This is a genomic window from Nitrosopumilus sp. (assembly GCF_025699255.1).
Lineage (GTDB): Archaea > Thermoproteota > Nitrososphaeria > Nitrososphaerales > Nitrosopumilaceae > Nitrosopumilus.
This window is the reverse complement of the sequence record NZ_JAILWA010000007.1, coordinates 21703-42186: the sequence shown is the minus strand read 5'-3', so window position 1 is coordinate 42186 and position 20484 is coordinate 21703. Positions and strand designations below refer to the sequence as shown.

The window sequence follows — 20484 nt, the reverse complement described above, 5'->3', positions numbered from 1 at the left end:
ATAGTTTAATGATTCACGTTATTTTTAAGTAGGGCGCAAAAATCAGATCAAATCATGGTATCAGGAAATCAGATTAGACTTAATCGAATTCTAAGAAAAGGGAGAATGTTATGCATTCCAATGGATCACGGAATTTCAAACGGACCTATTGAAGGCCTTGAAAATCCAGCAAATACAATTTACAAATGTGAGGGACACGGTCTCACAAGTGTAATTATCAACAAAGGAATTATCAAATCATTACCAAAACCAACCAAAGTAGGAATTTTAGTTCATTTTTCAAGTAGTACATCATTATCATTAGCACCAAATCGAAAGATGCTTACTGGAACTGTAAAAGAAGCAGTAGCATTAGGAGCAGACGGAGTTTCATTACACATCAACATCGGAGGCAAAGAAGAACCAGAAATGTTAGAGCAACTAGGAATGACTGCAGATCAATGCCATAGATGGGGAATGCCACTTTTAGCAATGATGTATCCAAGAGGAGAAAATATCAAAAACCCACATGACCCAGAAATTGTAGCTCATGTTGCAAGAATTGGTGCAGAATGTGGTGCAGATATTGTAAAGACATTATACACTGGAGATATCGATTCATTTTCAAAAATTGTAAAGAGTACACCAGTTCCAATTGTCATTGCAGGTGGACCTAAAGCAAAAACAGATTTAGATATTCTTCAGATGACAGAAGATGCGATAGCAGCAGGAGCTAAAGGAGTCACATATGGTAGAAACATCTTTGCACATAAAACACCTGAAAAAATGGTAGAAGCATTAGCTGAAATAATTTTCAGAAAAGGAACAGCAAAGGAAGCACTGAAAAAAATTGAGTAAAACAAGAGAATTAATAATTTCACCCAAAGTGTCTCAGACACAATTGGCCAAATTTCTTCCACAATTAGAAGAAGAGGGAATTAAGATGGTGTATCTCGATCCTAAAAAACTAGGTAAGAAAAAAACAAAACTTCAAACAGTATTTCCTTCAAATGCAGCAAATTATGTGGTACTAGACAAAGAAGGAGCAAAACCTAAAGGAAAAAAAGTTGGCAGAAAATTCCAGATTCTCTCAAACTCAGACATTGAGAATGTCCTCAACATAGCAAAAAAAGGACTAGATTTTGTCATCGTTGAAGTAAAAGACTGGAAAATCATCCCACTTGAAAATATCATTGCCAAATTACACAAAATTCATACCAAAATCTTTGCCATTGCAAGAACACCTGAAGAAGTCAGAAAGATGTTTTCAATTTTAGAGGTAGGAGTAGACGGAGTAATCTTTAGCACATCTTCAATCAACGAAGTAAGAGAGGTCATGATATACCTGGGAACAAAGAGTTTCGATATGAAGCCAGCCAAGATTATAGAAATTAAAGAAGTAGGAGACGGAGAACGTGTATGTGTCGATACCGCATCTATGCTTCACAAAGGAGAAGGGATGTTGATAGGAAGTAGATCAAACTTTTTGTTTTTAGTACATAATGAATCCGTAGGTTCCTCCTTTACATCACCAAGGCCATTTAGAGTAAATGCCGGAGCTGTTCATTGTTATACGTTATCCCCAGATGGAACAACAAATTATCTTTCAGAAGTAGAAACAGGATCTGAAGTATTAATCCTCAATTCAAAAGGAAAAGCAAGAAGAGCAACAGTGGGAAGATCAAAAATTGAAAGAAGACCAATGTTAATGATCAAAGCCACAGTGGGAGGAGAGACAGGAGGAATAATTGCACAAGATGCAGAGACAATTAGGTTTGTAAAATCTAACGGACAACTTGTTTCAGTAACCCATCTTAAAAAAGGAGATACGGTCATGGTACATTCAAAGCCTGCAACGGGAAGACATTTCGGAATGGAAGTTTCTGATGAATATATTTTAGAAAAATGAAATACAAAACATGTGTATCAATTGCAGAAAATACACCAGCAAAGATGAAAAAAATTTTAAAAATTGCACTTTCTAAATCAGATTATGTTGAAGTGAGATTTGATTTTCTCAAAATAGAGAAAATTCCTGAAACTCTAGAAATGATAAAGAAAGATCTCAACAGAATTGTATGTACATTAAGACCAAAGACAGAGGGAGGAAGATTCCCAGGAAATGAGAAAGAGAGAATCGCAGTTTTGAAATTAATTGCAGAGTATAATCCATTTCTATTGGATGTAGAATTCAACACATTGAAGAAAAATTTGGATTTGACAAAATATTTGAAATCAACCAAGACAAAATTACTAGTGTCATGGCATGACTTTAAGAAAACACCTAGTACTTTGGAACTAAAAAAGAAAGTAAGTCAGATGGAAAAATTCTCATCAAATGTAAAAATTGTCAGTACTGCAAAATCAACTGATGATTCTACTAGAATGCTAGAGTTGTATAGTAAAAAAGGAAAAAACAACTTGATTTCATTTGCCATGGGAGATTATGGAAGAATTTCAAGGATTTTGTGCCTGTATTTGGGAAGTCCTTACACCTATGTATCGCTAGGTAAAGCAATTGCACCAGGCCAATTTAGTGTAGACGAAGTCAAAAAAATTATCAAATTAAAAAAATAATCAACTTCAAAGTTGAGAGTTTAAATCAATCATATAACTTCAGAAATTAAGATGGGGAAAACATTTGCAGTAATCGGAGATCCTATTAATCATTCTTTATCCCCCAACATCCATAGTGCAGCATTTAGAGAATTGGATTTAGATTCATCATATATTGCATATAGAATTCCAAAAGGAGAACTAGAAGAAGGAATAGAAGGGTTAAAGAAAATCAAGATAGACGGATTTAACATCACCATTCCACACAAAATAGAGATGATGAAATATTTAGATAAAACAGATGAGTCATGCAGTTTGATTGGTGCAGTCAATACTGTTTCAAACAAAGATGGAATTCTTAAAGGATACAATACAGATATGGACGGGTTCTTAGAGCCATTTAAGAAAAAAGAATTAAACATTACAGGAACCAAAGTTCTTCTCATAGGTGCGGGGGGTGCAGCTAGAGCTATAGTTGCAGGATTTGCAAAAGCAAAAGCAAAAAGCATTACCATTGCAAACAGAACACTAGAAAAAGCTAACAATCTTTCAGAATTTGCAAAAAAACTTGGACTAGATGCCAATGCAATACGAATTGATGATGTCAAAGATACTGCAAAAAATTACGACATCATAGTTAATGCCACATCAGTTGGACTCAAAAATGAACAAAGTGTAATTTCATTAGAAGGGATTGATGAAAAAACAGTCGTTTACGATATTGTGTATATGCCAATGAATACTGATTTTATCAAAAAAGCTAAAGAGAAAAATGCAATCGTCATTTACGGATATGAAATGCTTCTTGGCCAAGCAGTAAGAGCATTTGAGATATGGCATAATATCGAAGCACCTTATAATGCCATGAAAAAAGCACTGTTAGGAGGATTTTGATGGCAAAAGCAAAAGCTACCGTCCATGGAGCAGTCTCATTAGTAAATGCGATTGCAAACCAAAAAGGAGCAACATTAGGCATAGAACTAAAAGTAGAAGCCACGATAGAGACAACCCCAGGTAAGGGAATTTCAATTCAGTCAGAAAACAAGAGCCTCAGCTCCAGATTAATAAACAAAACAATTGAGAAGATTGTTTCAAAAAAAGATTTAGAACAAAATAAAATATCAATCACACTTGACTCAGAAATCCCAACAGGTTATGGATTAAAAAGTTCAAGTGCAATTTCATCAGCAATAGCCATGGCATGTGCAAAAATTTTCAAACCAAAGATGACTGATCAACAAATTTTACTAGCAGGAGTAGATGCATCAATTGAATCCAAGGTCAGCATCACAGGAGCATATGATGATGCATGTTCTTGTTATTATGGAGGATTCAATGTTACAGATAATGCAAAGAAAAAGAGAATTCAATTTGAAAAAGGACCATCTAATCTAATTGCAGTGATTTTTATTCCAAAAAACAGAAAGCGAGGTAATCTAAAAAAATTAAAAATGCTTTCATCAATATTTGAGAATGCATGGGAATTAGCAAGAAAAGCAAATTACTGGGAAGCAATGATAATTAACGGATTAGCAACAGCTTCAATTTTAAATTCAGAGCCAAAAATAATCACAGAATTAATTGAGAAAGGAGCACTGGGGGCATCAGTTTCTGGCAATGGACCATCAATAGCAGCAGTTACAAAAAAAGAAAATGAGTCTGCAATGAAAAAAGTGTTTTCAGCACTAGAAGGACACATTATTGTTTCAAAAATTAATAACAAAAAGGCAGAAGTTCATGAAGTGTAAAGTTGGAAAATCTATAATTTCAGGACAGATAGTTTGTCCTCCAAACAAGAGCTATACGCATAGAGCAATTTTTCTTGCATCACTTGCAGGGAAAATGAGTAAAGTGGATAACATACTACTCTCAGCAGACACTAAAGCAACGATTGACACATGTAAGAAATTTGGAGCAGAAATAGAAATTGAAAATTCATCAATTATTGTCAAAAATCCAATAAAAATAGGCACAAAAGTGCCTGAAATCAATACAGAGAATTCAGGAACCACTATGAGGATAGCCTCAGGAATTGCCAGTTTATTTTCAGAAGAAATTACATTGACGGGAGATGAAAGTTTACAAAAAAGGCCAATGCAGCCGCTTTTAGATGCATTAACCAGCATTGGAGCACAATGCAGTTCAACAGATGGAAAACCACCAATCAAAATCAAAGGGAAAATTGCAGGAGGAGAAGTAAAAATTCCTGGAAATTTTTCCAGTCAGTTTATTTCAGCATTGCTCATTAGTGCACCGTTAACTGAAAAAGGAATCAACTTAACTATTGAAGGAAATTTGGTATCAAAACCATATTTGGATGCAACAATATCAACAATGAGAAAGTTTGGAGTAACTGTTCAAACACTTATCCCATACAAAAGATACAATATTTCCCCACAAATCTATAAAGAATGTACGTTTACAATTCCAATCGATTTTTCCAGTCTTGCACTTTTACTTTCTGCTAATGTATTAAACGGAGAAGACATCACAATCAAGGGAAATATTGGGAATTTACCTCAAGGAGATGAAGTCTTTATTGATATTTTAGAACAACTAGGCGTACAAATAATGATGGATGATAATCAAATTAAAATTAAAACACCTGAAAAACTAAATGGAGGAAAGTTTGATTTGAGTAATTCTCCAGATCTTCTCCCACCTCTTGCAATTTTAGCATTAAAATCATCCAAGCCCATAGAAATTTTTAATGTAAAACATGCCAGATTAAAAGAAACAGATAGAATTGCAATTATATCAAGAGAACTATCCAAGATAGGAATTAAGATTCAAGAAAAAGAAGACGGAATGATTTTAGAAACATCCAAAAATATTTCTGGTGCAGAATTAAATTCTGAAGAAGACCATAGATTGTTCATGGCATTTTGTATTGCAGGAATGCATGTAGGAAATTGTTCAGTTACAGATCCAGAATCAGTTCAAGTTTCATATCCAAATTTTGTAGAAGAGATGAAGCGTATGGGCGCAGACATTGAAATCCAATAAAAATTATTTTGAAAAAATTGCCTAAAGAGTAAAAGGCGCGACCCTGTATAGAGTGAAAAGCATTCTCCTCACCCACAACGCTTTAGCGTAGATAACATGTCTTTTTCGCAGGGCCGCGCAAATTATTCGGTATAATTTACACGTTTTTGCATGTATTATGTATGTAATTATGATATTTAAGAATATATTATAATTATTTCATCATTTATTCAATAATTATATAATTTTTAAACAGGTACAAATAAGATTAGAAAAACATCAATCAAGATTTCAAAAATTTCAGAATGAGGAATTATAAGCATCGTTTAGCTTTGATAGTATGTTGCCGGGAAGTTCTATTGGTCAGCGTCTTGTTTTAACAAGTTTTGGTGAAAGTCATGGAAAATCTATTGGTGCTGTTTTAGATGGATGCCCAGCAGGATTAGAAATTGATGAAAAAGAAATTCAAAAAATGTTGGACCTAAGAAAACCAGGTCAAAATGTAATTTCTACTCAAAGAAAAGAAGGAGACATAGTTGAAATAATTTCAGGAGTGTTCAGAGGGCACACCACAGGAGCTCCAATCACCATGGTGATTTGGAACAGTGATCAAAAATCAAAAGATTATGAAAATTTGAAAACTAAACTAAGACCAGGTCATTCAGATTATCCAGCAATGACAAAATATAATCACTTCAATGATCATAGAGGAGGAGGCAGATTTTCAGGGAGACTAACTGCAACGCATGTAATGGGAGGAGCAATTGCAAGAAAATTACTCAAAGTGACATTAGGTATTGAAACAAATTCATTCACTTCACAAATAGGAAAAACAAAGATGGAAAGAGAATTTAATGAAAAAATGATTAATTCAATTTATAAAAATGAAGTGAGATGTCCTGAAAATAAAACGGCAAAAATTATGCGAGAAAATATTTTAGATGCTAGAAAAAAAGGAGATTCACTTGGAGGCATTATTGAATCAATCACAACAAATGTTCCAGTAGGATTAGGAGAACCAATTTTTAGTTCATTAGAATCAGATTTGAGTAAAGCTATCTTTTCAATTCCATCTGTAAAAGGAATTGAATTTGGTTCAGGATTTGCAGGTTCAGAATTATTTGGTTCAGAAAATAATGACCTGTATACAATCAAAAGAGGAAAAATAGTCACAAAAACAAACAGATCTGGGGGGATTTTAGGAGGAATATCAAACGGAATGCCAATTACTATGAGAATTGCATTCAAGCCAGCATCATCTATCGCACAAAAACAAAAAACAGTAGACATTAAGACAAAAAAAGAAACAGTTCTTCAAGTCAAAGGAAGGCATGATCCGTGTGTTGTGCCAAGAGCTCCACCAGTAGTAGATTCACTTGTAGCATTAACTATAGCAGACCATGCGCTTCTTTCTGGAGCAATCAAGCCAACATTGTAAGAAAATGTCTGACATCAACGACCTACGAAATAGAATGGATGAAGTAACTCTAAAAATGATAGAGTTGTTAAAAACTAGAACAGACATAGCAAAAGAAATTGGAGAAGTTAAAAAAAATATTGGAAAAGGAGTTACTGATGAAGCAAGAGAAGACAGTTTACGTGGAAAAGTTATTTCATTATGCGATAGCATAGGATTAGAAGAAACAATTGCCACAAAATTTTTGAATTTTCTATTAAATGAATCAGTAAAAGTTCAATCTACAAACAAACAAACACATCTTTCAATTTTCTTAAAAGCAAAAACACTTGAAGCAACAGGGAAAAAAATTATCCATATGGAAGTTGGAGAACCAGATTTTTTACCACCAAAAATTGTGAAAGATGCATTAGAAGAAGTATACGATAAAGGATTTCTAAAATATGGTCAAGCAAAAGGGATGCCAATATTCAGAGAAGCTTTAGCAAAGTACGCATCTAAAAAATTCAATGTAGATATAAAATCAGATAACATAATCGTAAGCCCGGGTGCAAGATTTTCAATTTTTACTGCAATAACAACACTGTTGAATCCAGGAGACGAAATGATAGTGATAGAGCCTGCATGGCCTGCCTACAAAGATTGTGCATTAAATTCAGGAATCAAAGTCAGAACAATCAACACAACATTTGAAGACAAATGGAATCCATCATTAGAACAAATCAAAAACACAATTAATTCAAATACTAAAATGATTGTGTTAAATTATCCAAATAATCCTACGGGAAAAATTCTGGATGAAAAATTACAAGATAACATAATTGAACTTGCTAAAAAGAATGATCTCTATGTGTTAAGTGACGAAATTTATTCACAATATGCAAAAGTCAATTGGAAGAGTGTTCTTTCTTACAATTATGAAAAAAGCATCGTAACCCAATCATTTTCAAAATCACATGCAATGACAGGATTTCGTGTAGGATATGCGATTGCAGATCCAAAAATCATTGAAAAAATGGCAAAATTGGAGGCATTATGTTTAACAAACGTATCAGAACCAATGCAATACATAGCCATGAAAGCCCTAGAAGCAGACACATCCAATAATACTAATACAGTACAAAACAGACTAGATGTGTTGGCACAAAAAGCAAGTGAAATAGGTTTAGAATTTGTAGTTCCAGATGGCGCAATGTACATTTTTGCAAGAATCAATCAAGAAGGTTTTGACGGAGTACAATTTGCAAATAGCACGTTAGAGAAAGGTTTAGCAGTAGCCCCAGGAGAAGGCTTTGGAAATTATAAGAATTTTATCAGACTCTCAGCATGTCAAGATGAGAAGACGTTGGTTGAGGGAATGAATATACTAAGTAAGATAATGAGTGATAGCAAATGAAGAAAGTCACAGTAGTAGGTGCAGGAGGTCAAATGGGTCAATGGTTTACAAAGTTTTTTGCAGATTCAGGTTTTGAAGTTACAGGGTATGATTCAGAAAATAAAATTTCAACAAAAGGGCTAAAGATTGCAGAATCATTGGTTGGAGGAATTTTGAGTGCAGATTATGTTGTTTTGTGTACCCCTACAAGAAGAACACCTGAAATAATTAGACTAATTGCAAAAGAGATGAAGAGAGGAACATATCTCATCGAAATATCATCTGAGAAATCAAAAGTAGTCTCATCATTATCTAAAATGCCTGCAAAAATTAATCCTATTTGTATTCATCCAATGTTTGGTCCAGGAGTTAAAACGATCAAAGGTCAAAACATTATTTCAGTCCCAATAAAAGATGCTAAAAAAGAATTAACAGTTGCAAAAACATTATTTGAAGGAGCAAATTTTGTTACAATTGATGCAGTTGAACACGATAAAAAAATTGCAGTAATTTTAGGATTAACCCATTTAATGAATCTAGTATTTGCAAACATTATTTCAAAAGATGAAAAAATGAATTTAACTGAAAAAATGTCAGGTACAACATTTAGAGTTCAAAAAACTCTAGCAGAAAGCATCATGACAGAATCACCTGAACTAATTGAAACTATCATAGCAAACCCAGAAATTCGTAGAGTTGCAGAAGAATTATGGAAGGACATCGGACGATTACTCACATCTGTTCAAGAATCAAAGACAGAGGAAGTTGTGAATTATATCAAAGAGTGTCAAGAGAGATTAGCCAAGCATACAGACATCAATGAATCATATAAAAAACTCACAAAAATGGTAAAAGCAGTTGAAAAATAGCAGACATGCGCTCAACAAAAATTGTTACATCATTCATTAGAGATAATGACAAATTATTAATTCTGAAACGAAGTGATAAAGTAAAATCCATGAAAGGATTATGGGCTGGAATTAGTGGCATTATTGAAAATAATGAAGAACCCCTATCAAGAGCAAAAATAGAGATTTTTGAAGAAGTAGGAATTTCAGAAGATAAAATTACTTTGATCAAAGCGACTGAAGAAATGAAAGTAAACTCACCACAATATAAAAATCATGAATGGGAAATATTCCCATTTTTATTTGAATCAAGCAAGCCAGAAATCAAACTAAATTGGGAAAACTCAGATTTTAAATGGATAGAAATAGAAGAATTAGAAAATTTTGAAACAGTTCCCAGTCTTCAAAAAGTATTATTCAATTTGTTGTAGATTTTCATTTTCTTTATCATACTTTTTCTGTTGTGGCAACATCATATAGACACAAGCACCACCACACATTGTACATGGGACATTGTTTCCAGGGTGTTGGCCTGTTCTGCTATGAATTTTTGCAGCTTCTTCAGGGTCAATTGATAATGCAAGTTGTTTTTCCCAATCTAAAGTACGTCTAGCTTCAGTCATTTCCATGTCCCATTTTATTACCTTGTCACGAATTTTTACAAGATCACCAGCATGAGCTGCAATTCTATATGCGATTAATCCTGCTTTTACTTCTTCAGCATTTGGCAATGCCAAATGTTCTGAAGGAGTTAGATAACATAAAAGATCAACACCTTCACTAGCAGAAACTGCTGCACCAATAGCACTTGCAATATGATCATGACCAGATGCAACATCAGTTACAAGGGGACCTAAAACATAATACGGAACATCACCAATTAGAGATTTTGCCAACCTCACATTTGCTGCAACTTCATTTAATGGAACATGTCCTGGACCTTCAACCATCACCTGAACATCCTGCTCATGTGCACGTTTGGTCAATCTAGAAATGTTGATCATCTCTTGAACTTGTAATTCATCATGAGAATCCAATATCGAGCCTGGTCTTAAGGCATCACCAAGGCTAAATGTAACATCATATTTTTTGGCAATTTCCATCATGTAATCATAATGAGTCACATAGGGGTTTTCTTTATCATGTTTTAACATCCATGCAGCAGTTATTGTTCCACCTTTACTTACTACACCTCCATATCTTTGAACTTTAAGAATTCTTTTTGCAATATCTTTTGTAATCCCGCAATGAATTGTAGTATAATCAACGCCATCTTTAGCATTATTTTCAAATGCTTTCAGATAATCATCTTCAGTTAAATTCAAAGGATTCTTGTGAACTTCAACTCCATAGTTATAAGCTTCATAGATTGGAACAGTTCCAAAAGTGATTGGAGCAACATCCAACAAAGTTTGACGAATTTTTTTTACATCGCCACCATCACTTAGATCCATGATAGTATCTGCATGATATTTTATTGCAACTTTTGCTTTTTCGACTTCTTCATCAATGTTGACATTTAATGTGGAAGTTCCAATATTGACATTAACTTTAGTTTTTAGACCTTTTCCAATACCAACATTATGGATTTTCTGAGGTCGAACGTTATTACTTGGAATAATGATAGACCCTTTAGCTATTTTTGGGATTAACCATTCTAATGAAACATCTTCATCTTTTGCCACTTGTTTCATTTCTTCAGTAGCTACTCCTCGTCTAGCTGAAGTCATTTGAGTTGCCATAGCATATTCTATGTTTTTGCCTGATTTAAACAATCACGAAAAACAGAAAAAAGCAGATCGCAATAATATTTCTAGAGATTATATTAACAAAAATGATCGACCTTTTATGCAATAAAGCAGTATAGATCATATGAGAACAATCAGAGAGTGTAGACATTGTGGAAGGGAATTTTACAGTATGAAAGACGAATTTTGTTCTAATGATTGTGTTGCTCAAACATCAGCATAAGCACTAATCAAGATTTAGTTCGTTTTCCAAGATAGCTTTTTCAGAGGTTATTTTAGAAATTCTATCTAAAATAGGCACGATTAATCGTTTAGAATCTTCAGAATTTGTAAAATTTTGTCGGATTTCAGAAATTCTTTGTGACAATTCAATTTCAGCTGAAATCAGAGAAATGTAATTTCGTAGTTTTTGATTTTCAGATTTTAAAGAATCTAATTCGGACATGGCAGTCTATCGAGGAGGACTCCAACTTTCTTCAATATCATCATCCATATTTTTGGAAATAAGATATTGTTTTCCACACTTAAAACACTGCCAGAGAAATTTCTCATCTTTAATTGTTTGATATTGCATGGGCAATAAGCAAGTTGTACATTGTAATATTTCAGGAGGAGAATCATCTATCAAAGGAATTTTTGTCATAAATAAAATGTATCAATCCAAGTATAAAATTGATATTACAAATATTCTGTTTAAGAGAAATACAGATTAGTACTAAAAAATATGAAAATTCAATGAATTTACTTTCCATTGGAGGGTCAGATCCTTCATCAGGAGCAGGAATTCAAAGTGATGTAAAATCATTTTCAGAATTTGGAGTATACGGGGTAACAGTAATCACTGCAATCACAGGACAAAACACATCTAGTTTTGGAATGATTGAACCAGTTTCAAAAAAAATTTTAAAAAATCAAATGGAATCTATTTTATCGGATTTCAAAATTGAAGGAATAAAAATTGGCATGGTTTTCAATTCTGAAATTATCAAAATAATATATCAGCAGCTAAAAAACATAAAAATTCCAATCGTAGTAGATCCAGTAATAAAATCAACTACAGGAGGATTGCTTATTGAAAAAGAAGCAATCAAAGATTTTCAAAAATACATAATCCCACTTGCAACAATTATCACCCCAAACAAATTTGAGGCAGAAATACTAACAAAAACCAAAATAAATTCAAAAAATACAATAAAAAAAATTGCAAAAAATATTCAAAAAATGGGGGCAAAAAATGTTGTAATTACAGGTATTGAAGAAAAAAACAACAAGATAGCAGATTTTGTTTTAGAGAAAAACACAGAATATCAAATTTCAGGAAATAAAATTTCACTAACAAATCATGGAAGTGGATGTAATTATTCATCTGCAATTTTGTTTTATATTGTAAGTGGAAAAACAATTCGAGAAGCAGTAAAATTAGCTAAAGAATTTACATTTAATTCAATTAAAAATGCAAAACAAGTGGGAAAAGGAATCAAAATTACAGAAAACAAGAGTAAAGACAAGATAAACTCGGAATTATCACAATCAATCAACGAATTTGTTAAGATCAAAAACATCTACAAGAATATTCCAGAATGCCAAACAAATTTTGTATATTCAAAACTAAAACCAAAATCTACAAAAGACATACTAGGATTATCAGGAAGAATTGTAAAAGCAGGAAAGGAGGTCATAGTTGCAGGGGATTTGACATATGGAGGTTCAAAGCATGTTGCAACAGCACTGTTAGAAGTAAATAAAAAATTTCCAAAAATTTATTCTGCAATAAATTTAAAATATAAAAATTCAACAATTGCTAAAATCAAAAAAGCAAAATTTTCAGTATCTAGCTATGATAGGACACAAGAACCAAAGAATGTAAAAAATAAAGGATCAACAGTGAAATGGGGAATAAAAAATGCAATTAAAAAATCAAACATGCCACCAGACATAATTTTTCATAAAGGTGGGTTTGGAAAAGAGCCTATGATTATTCTGTTTGGAGAATCACCAAAAAAAGTGATTAAGAAACTAGTAAAAATTTCAGACTAGAATTTTATTTTGAAATTAACCTTGAACATAAATAGTCATATTTCAAATAGGATTTGTGAAGTCAGTAATTTTGGCAGGAGGATTAGGTACAAGATTACTCCCACTGACAAAAAAAACACCCAAACCAATGCTACTATTAGGAAAAAAACCAATTCTAGAACATTTGATAGATTGGAATAAAAAAAATGGAGTTAAATCAATTGTTTTGTGTGTAAGTTATCTTAGAAAAACAATAGAAGATTATTTTGGAGATGGGGGAAAATTTGGAGTAAACATAGAATATGCAATTTCAAACAAACCGCTGGCTACGGCAGGTCAACTAAAAACAGCAGAAGAGTTCATTGAAGATACTTTTGTTTGTATGTACGGAGATTCAATATTTGATTTTAGTCTTAGAAATATGATAAAACAGCATAAAGCAAAAAAAGCATTTGTTACTATGAGTTTAAACGAGTACAAAACTAATTTAGAGTATGGAGTAATTGATGTTTCAAAAACAGGCAAAGTAATAAAATGGAATGAAAAACCAGAGATAAAAGCAAATGTAAACATGGGTTGTTATGTTATGGAACCAAAAGTGTTCAGTCTTATTCCAAAAAATAAATCATATGGAATGGATGATGTAATAAAAAAAGCCATGATAAAGAAAAAATTAGTCAGTAGTTTCGTTACTAAAAATGGATTTATGGACATTGGAAACAAGGAATCATATCAAAAAGCATTTCAAGAATACACAAAAAAACGAGGAAACAACTAAGAAACAAAATGAATGAACCAATAATCAGAGAATTAAAAAAAGAAGATCTATGGAAAGGATTTCTAAAATCATTGGATTCATTAAAACCAGCAAGCAATATTGAAAAATCAAAAGCAGAAGAGATTTTTGAAAAAATCAATTCAAACCCAGATCACATCATAGCAGTTGCCGAAATAGATGGGAAAATAGTAGGTTCTACAACGCTCATCATAGAATCAAAATTCATCCACAATGGAGGTTTGGTTGGACATATTGAAGATGTTGTAGTGGATAAAGAATTTCAAGGCCAAAAAATAGGAGAAAAAATTATGAAATACCTTCTAGAAATATCAAAAAAACGAGGCTGTTACAAAACCATTTTAGATTGTACAGAGGATGTAAAACCATTTTATGAAAAATTAGGATTCAAACAAGTCGCTAAGGAATTAAGATTAGATCATAACTAAAAAAATTCTTTTTTTGGTCGTTTCTTTTTTTCTTTTGTCAAGTATGCACCAACAACAATAACAGGAATAGACAATGCAATAAACAATAGTGGTACATTTTGTACAACATCTGTAAGATAAACATCGTCAACTTTCTCAATTAGAGAATAGCAGACGATCATTCCTATCAACATGATTACCCCTCCTGCAATTATCAATCCCCCAATAGATTTAGAACCATAACGTCTAGTCATAATAAAAGGAACAGCAGCTAGTATTCCAGCTGGAGCAACACCTATAGATATGAATTGGAAAATTTTAGGATCAGCATCAAATTTTATGGAAAATTCTATTGCTTCAGGAACATCAGTCATAAAATTGTAAATGGAAATCATTTCTCCGGCAAACATAGCAAACAAACCAACACTGGTTATAGCTAACCATTTCTCTATTGCCATATTCTAACAAATTCTAGTCGATAAATAAACCATTCAGAAAACTACACAATACCAACTAAGTTGGCCAATTCTTTCCTACAAGCAGCTCCAAGCTTTTCAGCAGCTTGTTCAGGAGATATGTCATTCAAGAATATCCCATAGCCTCTCTCCAACCCAGACCAAGATTTAGTGATAGGATAAATTTCAATATGCCAATGAATTTGTCGGCTGTTTTTCTTTTCTGGAGACAAATGAAAAACCAGATTATATGAAACATTTTTCACAGTTTTTGATAAGCCACCCAAAGTGGCACGTAATATTAGAGACAAATCATTGATTTCTTTTTGAGTGATTTTAGAAAAACTAGTAGTATGTTTTTTTGGAGATATCCAAAATTCATAAGGATATGACGGAGACCACGGACAAAATGCAATAAATCCTTCAGTTTGAAGGACTTGTCTAGGACCGCTTATTTCCTCATTCACAGTCTGACACATTGGACAAACACCTTTTTCATTTAAAATCTTGTGAGAGGCTTCAGCTTCAGTTTCAATTACTGGAGGAATTGTAGAAAATGTTAGGAGATTCAGATGTGGGTGAGGATTTGCATTACCTGCCAAATCTCCATGATCACCATAAATTGAAACATATGTCACGCCCTTTTGTGTATATAGCCATCTTAGTCTATCCTGTACAACAACAAGGACATTTGACCACTGTTCAGTATCAATTGTTGCAAAAGAATCTTTTTCGTTAGGAGATGCAACTACAATGTAATGATATCCATATGCAGGTTCACTGTAAAATGGTTTGTCACTGTATGAATTTTCAGTTTCAATAGAAACTATAGGATTTTTACTTTCAAAAACTCTGATTGCCCAATCTTTTACATATTCGTCTTCATTATCTTGAAGACGTTGTAACATACCATCTTTTGCAACTAAAGATAAAACAGAAGGATTAGTCATAGATTCATTGCCAGGTGCATAAGGGGATTTTTTTGGATCAACTACTTTGTCATCTTTCTTTGAGACAATCATGAAACGCTCAGAAACATAATCTTTGCGCATATCCCCCATAATGGTTAGTGAAAGTAAAATGTCTGTTAAAACGTTTACTAAGATCTATCAGAATCCAATTTTAAAAAATATTTTTCAGAAAAAAATTAAAGAAAAGTAAGAAAATACTATTTTCATCAAATTCCTCTAGCGAAAGAAAAAACAACTAAAGAGATTTTTAATTTTGATCGCAATAATTATTGCAAGATTTAAAACAGAGAATTAGATCCTGAACAATCAGGGAATATTTTGGATAATTCTGATGTTCATATGATCTATGTTCTTTTAGATGGAGTCGGAGATCTACCACATCCGGATTTGGACGGAAAAACGCCATTAGAGGCTGCAAATACTCCCACATTAGATAAAATTGCTAGTAATGGAGCCATAGGAGAAGTAATTTCAGTAGGCAAAGGAATCGCTCCAGAATCAGATATTGCAGTTTTCAACATGTTAGGATACAAATTCAAACATGCAGACTATGCCGGTAGAGGAGTAATCGAAGCTATCGGAGTGGGAATTGATTTCAAAGATGGAGATTTAGCCCTAAGAGGAAATTATTCAACATTAAATGATGACGAAATAATTGTCGACAGAAGAGCAGGAAGACATATTGAAAAAGAGGATGCAGATGGAGTTGCAAAAGAAATTGAAAACAAGATTGAATTATCATCTCCAGATGTATCAGTAGTGGTAGCTCCAACAATAGGGCACAGAGTTACAGTAAGAATTAGAAAAGAATCTCAAAAATTATCATCAAGAATTACCAATACAGATCCTGCATATAGTAACATTGGAGGAATGGGTGTTGCAAAAGCAGTTGGAGATTTTCTAAAAATTGAGAAATGCTTACCTTTAGAAGATACAGAAGAGGCAAAATTTACTGCAAATCTGGTAAATGAGTTTTCAGAAAAATCAATTAAGATAATGAAAGAAAGTCAGATAAACAAAAAAAGACAAAATGAAAATAAAAAAGCATTAAGTTGTATTCTGCTTAGAGATGCAGGTAACAAATATCCAGATGTAATTCCAATTAATCAAAAATATGGAATGAACTTTTCATGTATAGTAGATATGCCAGTAGAGCTTGGAATCTCAGAAGTTCTTAAAATGAAAGCATTCGAAGCTGGAGGATTGACAGATTATGAAGAGAAAGCAAGAGTAGCTGCAAAAGCAATGGATACACAAAATTCAATTTATGTTCATCTAAAAGGTCCAGATGAATTTGGTCATGACGGAGATGCAATTGGAAAAATGAAGAACATTGAAGAAATTGATCAAAGATTTTTCAAAACGCTAGTTGAAAATATTGATTCTAGCAAAGTAGCAATTGTAATCTCTGCAGATCATTCAACTCCATGTATAAACAAAGGACATAGTGATGATCCTGTACCAGTATTAGTTTCAGGAGATTTCATTAAAAATGATGGAACCACACGGATGACTGAAGAACAAGCAAAGAAAGGAAGCATCGGATTACTGCAAGGTGCAGAAGTAGTTTCAAAATCTTTAGAATTAATTAAATCTCAAATCTAGTTAACTTTTTTGCCATCTGCATTTCAATTGCTTTTTTCCTAATTCTATCAACATCAATGGAATGGTATTCTGAAGGAGAAGTTCCTAATTTTTCTAAAGCTCTGCTCAACATCCCAATACCAATATTTTCTTCATTTTCTTGCTCATGTGCAAATGCAACTGCAACTAAAATAATTCCTTGAACTAGTTCTTTTTCTCTTCCATAACATTGATTCCAGACTCCTTCAAATGCTTCGTGACATTCCCAAAACCTTTCATTGTTAAAGAAAAATATGCCATCTTGAATTCCTTTTTCTTTTTCAATATGTTCTTCGAAAACATGTCTAACATTATCAATTTCTCCAATTGGAGTCAGTTTTTCAACTAAAGCATCAAGATCTTCTTTTTCTGCGGCAACATCAAATTCAATAAATTTGGTTGCAACCCTAGCCAATCTGACTGAAACATTTTTCATATCAGATGCAAGATCTCTTGCTTTATGAGCAAGTTCTCTACAGTTTTGAGGCAAATATTTCTCATTTTTAAAATGAAGTAAATATCGCTCCATACCATAATTTTAAAGGAATTTCATAAATTTCTTCTGGAATTGCAATCAAGGTTTATATGAAATATCCAGAGATTTTGGATACATGTCCATAATAGAGACAGTTACAGACGTCGACAACAGCTTTCTGTCTAGAAGAGAGCTGACTTGTAATTTTGCAGGTTTGGGAGGCAAGCTAAAAAGCCTAGAAGCCGCAGACATGGTTACAAAAGAATTCAAACTTGACGGTAAATTTGTAATTCCCATGAGACTAAGAACTCATGTAGGTAAATCCCTTATTACTGGAACATTCTATGTCTACGATGATGAAGGATTAGCAAAAAAACATGTTAATCCTACAATATTTTCAAGGATAGAAAAATCTAAAGCAAAAATTGCAGAAGCTGATGCAGCAGCAAATGAATCTAAAGAGGAGGCAAAATCTGAAGACGCACCTGCAGAAGCTGTTGAGGCAAAATCTGAAGACGCACCTGCAGAAGAAAATAAAGAGGAGAAATCTGAATAATGGCAGGCAAAAAAGGTTCTAGTCCTAACGTTTACCAATACTTCAAGATAGATGGAGACAAAGTCTCAAGAATCAAAAAAAATTGTTCTAGATGTGGAAAAGGAGTATACATGTCTCAACATAAAGACAGACATACTTGTGGAAAATGCGGTTTAACTGAATTCATTCAGTAATTAGTTGTTTTAAAATCAGTTTTGAGAAAAGTTTCATCCAATTGTATGAATTCTAAATCTGAATTGTCAGTATAGTTTTCTTTTATGAATTTTTGAACTTTTTTCTTCTAGTTGTTCTAATTTAGCAATAAAGGTAGGATCAAGTTTTATTTTTGAAAGAGATTCTGCAGATAATTTTACGGTGTTTGTATCTAGAGATATGTTTGATTTTGGAAGATTTCTGTCTGCCCAAAATTTCATCACTTTATCCTCAAGTTTAAAATCACGAAAACCAGCTGGAAATTTCTTTGTAATATGATTCAACAAAGTACGGTCTTTAAACACAACACGAGGTTCAAACAACCGGGTTTCATCGCTGTAAACATTTTCAAACAAATTTCCTGAAAGTTCATCTGATAGGAGTTCCATTTTAGATATTTTTCTCATCAAATCTAAAAAATGTAAAAACTCATGAGCCAAAATTGCATGAATGGTTCCTTTTAGACCATATGCAACTAAAGGAGCAGATATTTGGATAACTACCTGAAATTTTTCTTCAAACAATATAGGAATAGTCCTAGCAAATAAAATCCCAAATTCATATGAATTAGGATTAGGTGAAGACAATACAAGAGAGGGTTCAACATAAGCAATAGGATATTGTATGCCAGATGCTTTTTCAATTCTGTTGATTCCAGCTATAGTTATTGGAAATCGTTTCATTGTTAACTCAAAGACATCATCAGGAATGATACCTTTAGCATGTGCGTCTTTAAAACGAATTAATGGATCCAACATAATCCCTCGATAATTCTAAATGTAAAAATGTTGGTTAGATCAGGAACGAGGTTTACCAGCTTTCTTTTTTTTGCGTGTATCAGCTCTTTGATCAGCGTGTCTCATGTGTTTACCTTTTTTTCTCATTGGCATGAATATTCATAAGATTTAGTGCTAGTTAATTGTTATCATTGTACTTGAATATCTAGAAAATCAAATTCCTTACACATACAAGTAGTTTCAAGAATTTTAGAAACTCCAGGATTAACATCATCACCAATAACAAATCGTTTGATTGGAAAACCTCCTTCAACTTCAATAATCAAAGTAAAGGTATTTGACGAGATTTTTTTGTATTTTATTTGAAGAATATTTTTCTCTAAACGTTTCCCTGATTTGTCATAAACAACCACAGGATTCTTAGTGAGAACTTTTAATTTTTTAAGAAGATTTGAATCAACAGGCATTTCTGAAAAAATTTTGCTACGTATAACAGAGATAAATTTTAGTGATTGTTTAGGAGATTCATTAACCAATTTCATTTTTGACAGGTTTATTGAATTGATTTTAGTATCCGGAAGGCTTGTTTTTCGTTTAGAGGGATTTTGTATTTTTACAAAAAAAGGTCTTCCTTTTCCAAGTACTAAACTTGATTTATCCTCACCTCCAATCCAAGTGAATTTAGCGGTGGTTCCACCAAATTTTTTGAAAATAAATTGAGATATGGTACCCTCAACGCTCTCAAATTCAGCAATTCCATGAAAATGACATACCCTGCAACCTTTTCCTGAACAGTTATCACAAGATTTTTGTTTTTGTGGAAAACCTCGTTTTGTTTTCATATATCTTCCAGATAGAGTGATAGATTTTGAACGCAGGTCACATGTTTCGTCTTTCAAATTAACAGTAAAGGTAATTTCAGGGTCTACATGATCTATTGCTTTTTTTGTTTTTTTTACAAATAATTTACCAAGTTCTTTTGTAATGTCTGTTTTTATGCTATCAATTCCTTTGAGTTTGAATTGGGAACGAACTGAATCATCTCTATCTACAATAGAAGGTTTGATGATAGCACCCACACTAAAAGTTGTAAAAGAATAAGATGAAGAAACATTTAGCATTAGTTTTAGAAAATGATTTAGATTTTCAAAGAGGTTTTTACAAATGTAACATTTTTGTAACGAATTAAAATTCTTCTTTAGTTTTTTTCCTAACATTTTATTGGATGAAAGATGTAATTGTTTGGAAAACAATCTACCTAAACAATGATCACATAAATCATATTTTTTTAAAATTTTATTTGCCGTAGGAACAATTTCCTGATAATTAGACATGTTTGAGAAAAGGG

24 protein-coding genes are annotated in these 20484 nt (G+C 32.7%); 16 read left to right on the top strand and 8 right to left on the bottom strand.

The features are described from left to right. Positions 1–54 precede the first annotated feature (54 nt). The 10 genes from K5781_RS07350 to K5781_RS07305 all read left to right on the top strand — a co-directional run bounded on the left by K5781_RS07350 (position 55) and on the right by K5781_RS07305 (position 9591). Positions 55–837: a 2-amino-3,7-dideoxy-D-threo-hept-6-ulosonate synthase gene (locus tag K5781_RS07350; RefSeq protein WP_297442261.1), complete on the top strand. Its 783-nt coding sequence runs from the start codon at positions 55–57 to the stop codon at positions 835–837. Further along, positions 830–1888: a 3-dehydroquinate synthase II gene (locus K5781_RS07345; protein WP_297442259.1), complete on the top strand. Its 1059-nt coding sequence runs from the start codon at positions 830–832 to the stop codon at positions 1886–1888. Before K5781_RS07350 ends, K5781_RS07345 begins: the two co-directional genes overlap by 8 nt. Next, positions 1885–2556 (top strand): type I 3-dehydroquinate dehydratase, encoded by a 672-nt coding sequence (aroD, locus tag K5781_RS07340; protein WP_297442257.1) that lies wholly within the window; start codon positions 1885–1887, stop codon positions 2554–2556. Before K5781_RS07345 ends, aroD begins: the two co-directional genes overlap by 4 nt. 51 nt (positions 2557–2607) lie before the next feature. Then, positions 2608–3429, top strand: coding sequence for a shikimate dehydrogenase (gene aroE / locus K5781_RS07335; protein ID WP_297442255.1), 822 nt, complete (start codon positions 2608–2610; stop codon positions 3427–3429). Next, on the top strand, positions 3429–4283 hold the full coding sequence (locus K5781_RS07330) for a shikimate kinase (protein ID WP_297442253.1): 855 nt from the start codon (positions 3429–3431) through the stop codon (positions 4281–4283). Before aroE ends, K5781_RS07330 begins: the two co-directional genes overlap by 1 nt. After that, the gene (gene aroA / locus K5781_RS07325) at positions 4273–5541 is read left to right on the top strand and encodes a 3-phosphoshikimate 1-carboxyvinyltransferase (protein WP_297442251.1); all 1269 of its coding nucleotides are present in this window, start codon (positions 4273–4275) and stop codon (positions 5539–5541) included. Before K5781_RS07330 ends, aroA begins: the two co-directional genes overlap by 11 nt. A gap of 319 nt (positions 5542–5860) precedes the next feature. Beyond that, positions 5861–6958, top strand: a complete 1098-nt coding sequence (aroC, locus tag K5781_RS07320; RefSeq protein ID WP_297442249.1) for a chorismate synthase — start codon at positions 5861–5863, stop codon at positions 6956–6958. A gap of 4 nt (positions 6959–6962) precedes the next feature. Beyond that, positions 6963–8333, top strand: a complete 1371-nt coding sequence (locus K5781_RS07315) for an aminotransferase class I/II-fold pyridoxal phosphate-dependent enzyme (RefSeq protein ID WP_297442247.1) — start codon at positions 6963–6965, stop codon at positions 8331–8333. After that, positions 8330–9181, top strand: a complete 852-nt coding sequence (locus K5781_RS07310) for a prephenate dehydrogenase/arogenate dehydrogenase family protein (RefSeq protein ID WP_297442245.1) — start codon at positions 8330–8332, stop codon at positions 9179–9181. The genes K5781_RS07315 and K5781_RS07310 overlap by 4 nt, the downstream gene beginning before the upstream one ends. Positions 9182–9186: 5 nt before the next feature. Further along, complete coding sequence (locus K5781_RS07305) at positions 9187–9591, top strand: NUDIX domain-containing protein (protein ID WP_297442242.1); 405 nt, start codon at positions 9187–9189, stop codon at positions 9589–9591. Here the strand turns inward: K5781_RS07305 and thiC are convergent. The 3 genes from thiC to K5781_RS07290 all read right to left on the bottom strand — a co-directional run bounded on the left by thiC (position 9574) and on the right by K5781_RS07290 (position 11551). Further along, positions 9574–10902: a phosphomethylpyrimidine synthase ThiC gene (gene thiC, locus K5781_RS07300; RefSeq protein WP_297442240.1), complete on the bottom strand. Its 1329-nt coding sequence runs from the start codon at positions 10900–10902 to the stop codon at positions 9574–9576. The two genes, K5781_RS07305 and thiC, sit on opposite strands and share 18 nt — an antisense overlap. 232 nt (positions 10903–11134) lie before the next feature. Then, on the bottom strand, positions 11135–11353 hold the full coding sequence (locus K5781_RS07295) for a hypothetical protein (protein ID WP_297442238.1): 219 nt from the start codon (positions 11351–11353) through the stop codon (positions 11135–11137). Positions 11354–11359: 6 nt separating this feature from the next. Continuing rightward, a complete protein-coding gene (locus K5781_RS07290) occupies positions 11360–11551 on the bottom strand; it encodes a hypothetical protein (RefSeq protein WP_297442236.1) in 192 nt (63 codons plus the stop codon). A 92-nt stretch (positions 11552–11643) separates the two neighbouring features. Between K5781_RS07290 and thiD the strand changes: the two genes are divergently transcribed. The 3 genes from thiD to K5781_RS07275 are packed head-to-tail and all read left to right on the top strand — an operon-like array spanning position 11644 to position 14148. Next, a complete protein-coding gene (gene thiD / locus K5781_RS07285) occupies positions 11644–12945 on the top strand; it encodes a bifunctional hydroxymethylpyrimidine kinase/phosphomethylpyrimidine kinase (protein ID WP_297442234.1) in 1302 nt (433 codons plus the stop codon). A 55-nt stretch (positions 12946–13000) separates the two neighbouring features. After that, entirely contained in the window at positions 13001–13702 is a 702-nt protein-coding gene (locus K5781_RS07280) for a nucleotidyltransferase family protein (RefSeq protein WP_297442232.1), read from the top strand. 8 nt (positions 13703–13710) lie between these two features. Then, positions 13711–14148 carry a GNAT family N-acetyltransferase gene (locus tag K5781_RS07275; protein WP_297442230.1) on the top strand — a complete coding sequence of 146 codons (438 nt, stop codon included), beginning with the start codon at positions 13711–13713 and terminating at the stop codon, positions 14146–14148. Here K5781_RS07275 and K5781_RS07270 read toward each other — a convergent pair. Next, positions 14145–14585, bottom strand: coding sequence for a hypothetical protein (locus tag K5781_RS07270; protein ID WP_297442228.1), 441 nt, complete (start codon positions 14583–14585; stop codon positions 14145–14147). The two genes, K5781_RS07275 and K5781_RS07270, sit on opposite strands and share 4 nt — an antisense overlap. A 41-nt stretch (positions 14586–14626) precedes the next feature. After that, the gene (locus tag K5781_RS07265; RefSeq protein WP_297442226.1) at positions 14627–15643 is read right to left on the bottom strand and encodes an HIT domain-containing protein; all 1017 of its coding nucleotides are present in this window, start codon (positions 15641–15643) and stop codon (positions 14627–14629) included. 228 nt (positions 15644–15871) lie between these two features. Between K5781_RS07265 and K5781_RS07260 the strand changes: the two genes are divergently transcribed. Then, entirely contained in the window at positions 15872–17158 is a 1287-nt protein-coding gene (locus K5781_RS07260) for an alkaline phosphatase family protein (protein WP_297442224.1), read from the top strand. Here the strand turns inward: K5781_RS07260 and K5781_RS07255 are convergent. Then, positions 17142–17705 carry a DUF309 domain-containing protein gene (locus tag K5781_RS07255; RefSeq protein WP_297442222.1) on the bottom strand — a complete coding sequence of 188 codons (564 nt, stop codon included), beginning with the start codon at positions 17703–17705 and terminating at the stop codon, positions 17142–17144. The two genes, K5781_RS07260 and K5781_RS07255, sit on opposite strands and share 17 nt — an antisense overlap. A gap of 82 nt (positions 17706–17787) precedes the next feature. On the opposite strand from K5781_RS07255, the gene K5781_RS07250 reads away from it, so the two are divergent. Continuing rightward, positions 17788–18207, top strand: a complete 420-nt coding sequence (locus K5781_RS07250) for a hypothetical protein (RefSeq protein ID WP_297442220.1) — start codon at positions 17788–17790, stop codon at positions 18205–18207. Further along, on the top strand, positions 18207–18380 hold the full coding sequence (locus K5781_RS07245; RefSeq protein WP_297442218.1) for a 30S ribosomal protein S27ae: 174 nt from the start codon (positions 18207–18209) through the stop codon (positions 18378–18380). The genes K5781_RS07250 and K5781_RS07245 overlap by 1 nt, the downstream gene beginning before the upstream one ends. Positions 18381–18446: 66 nt before the next feature. Here K5781_RS07245 and K5781_RS07240 read toward each other — a convergent pair whose 3' ends face one another. Next, positions 18447–19157 (bottom strand): hypothetical protein, encoded by a 711-nt coding sequence (locus tag K5781_RS07240; protein ID WP_297442216.1) that lies wholly within the window; start codon positions 19155–19157, stop codon positions 18447–18449. Positions 19158–19324: 167 nt separating this feature from the next. Further along, complete coding sequence (locus K5781_RS07235) at positions 19325–20470, bottom strand: tRNA pseudouridine(54/55) synthase Pus10 (protein WP_297442214.1); 1146 nt, start codon at positions 20468–20470, stop codon at positions 19325–19327. Positions 20471–20484 lie beyond the last annotated feature (14 nt).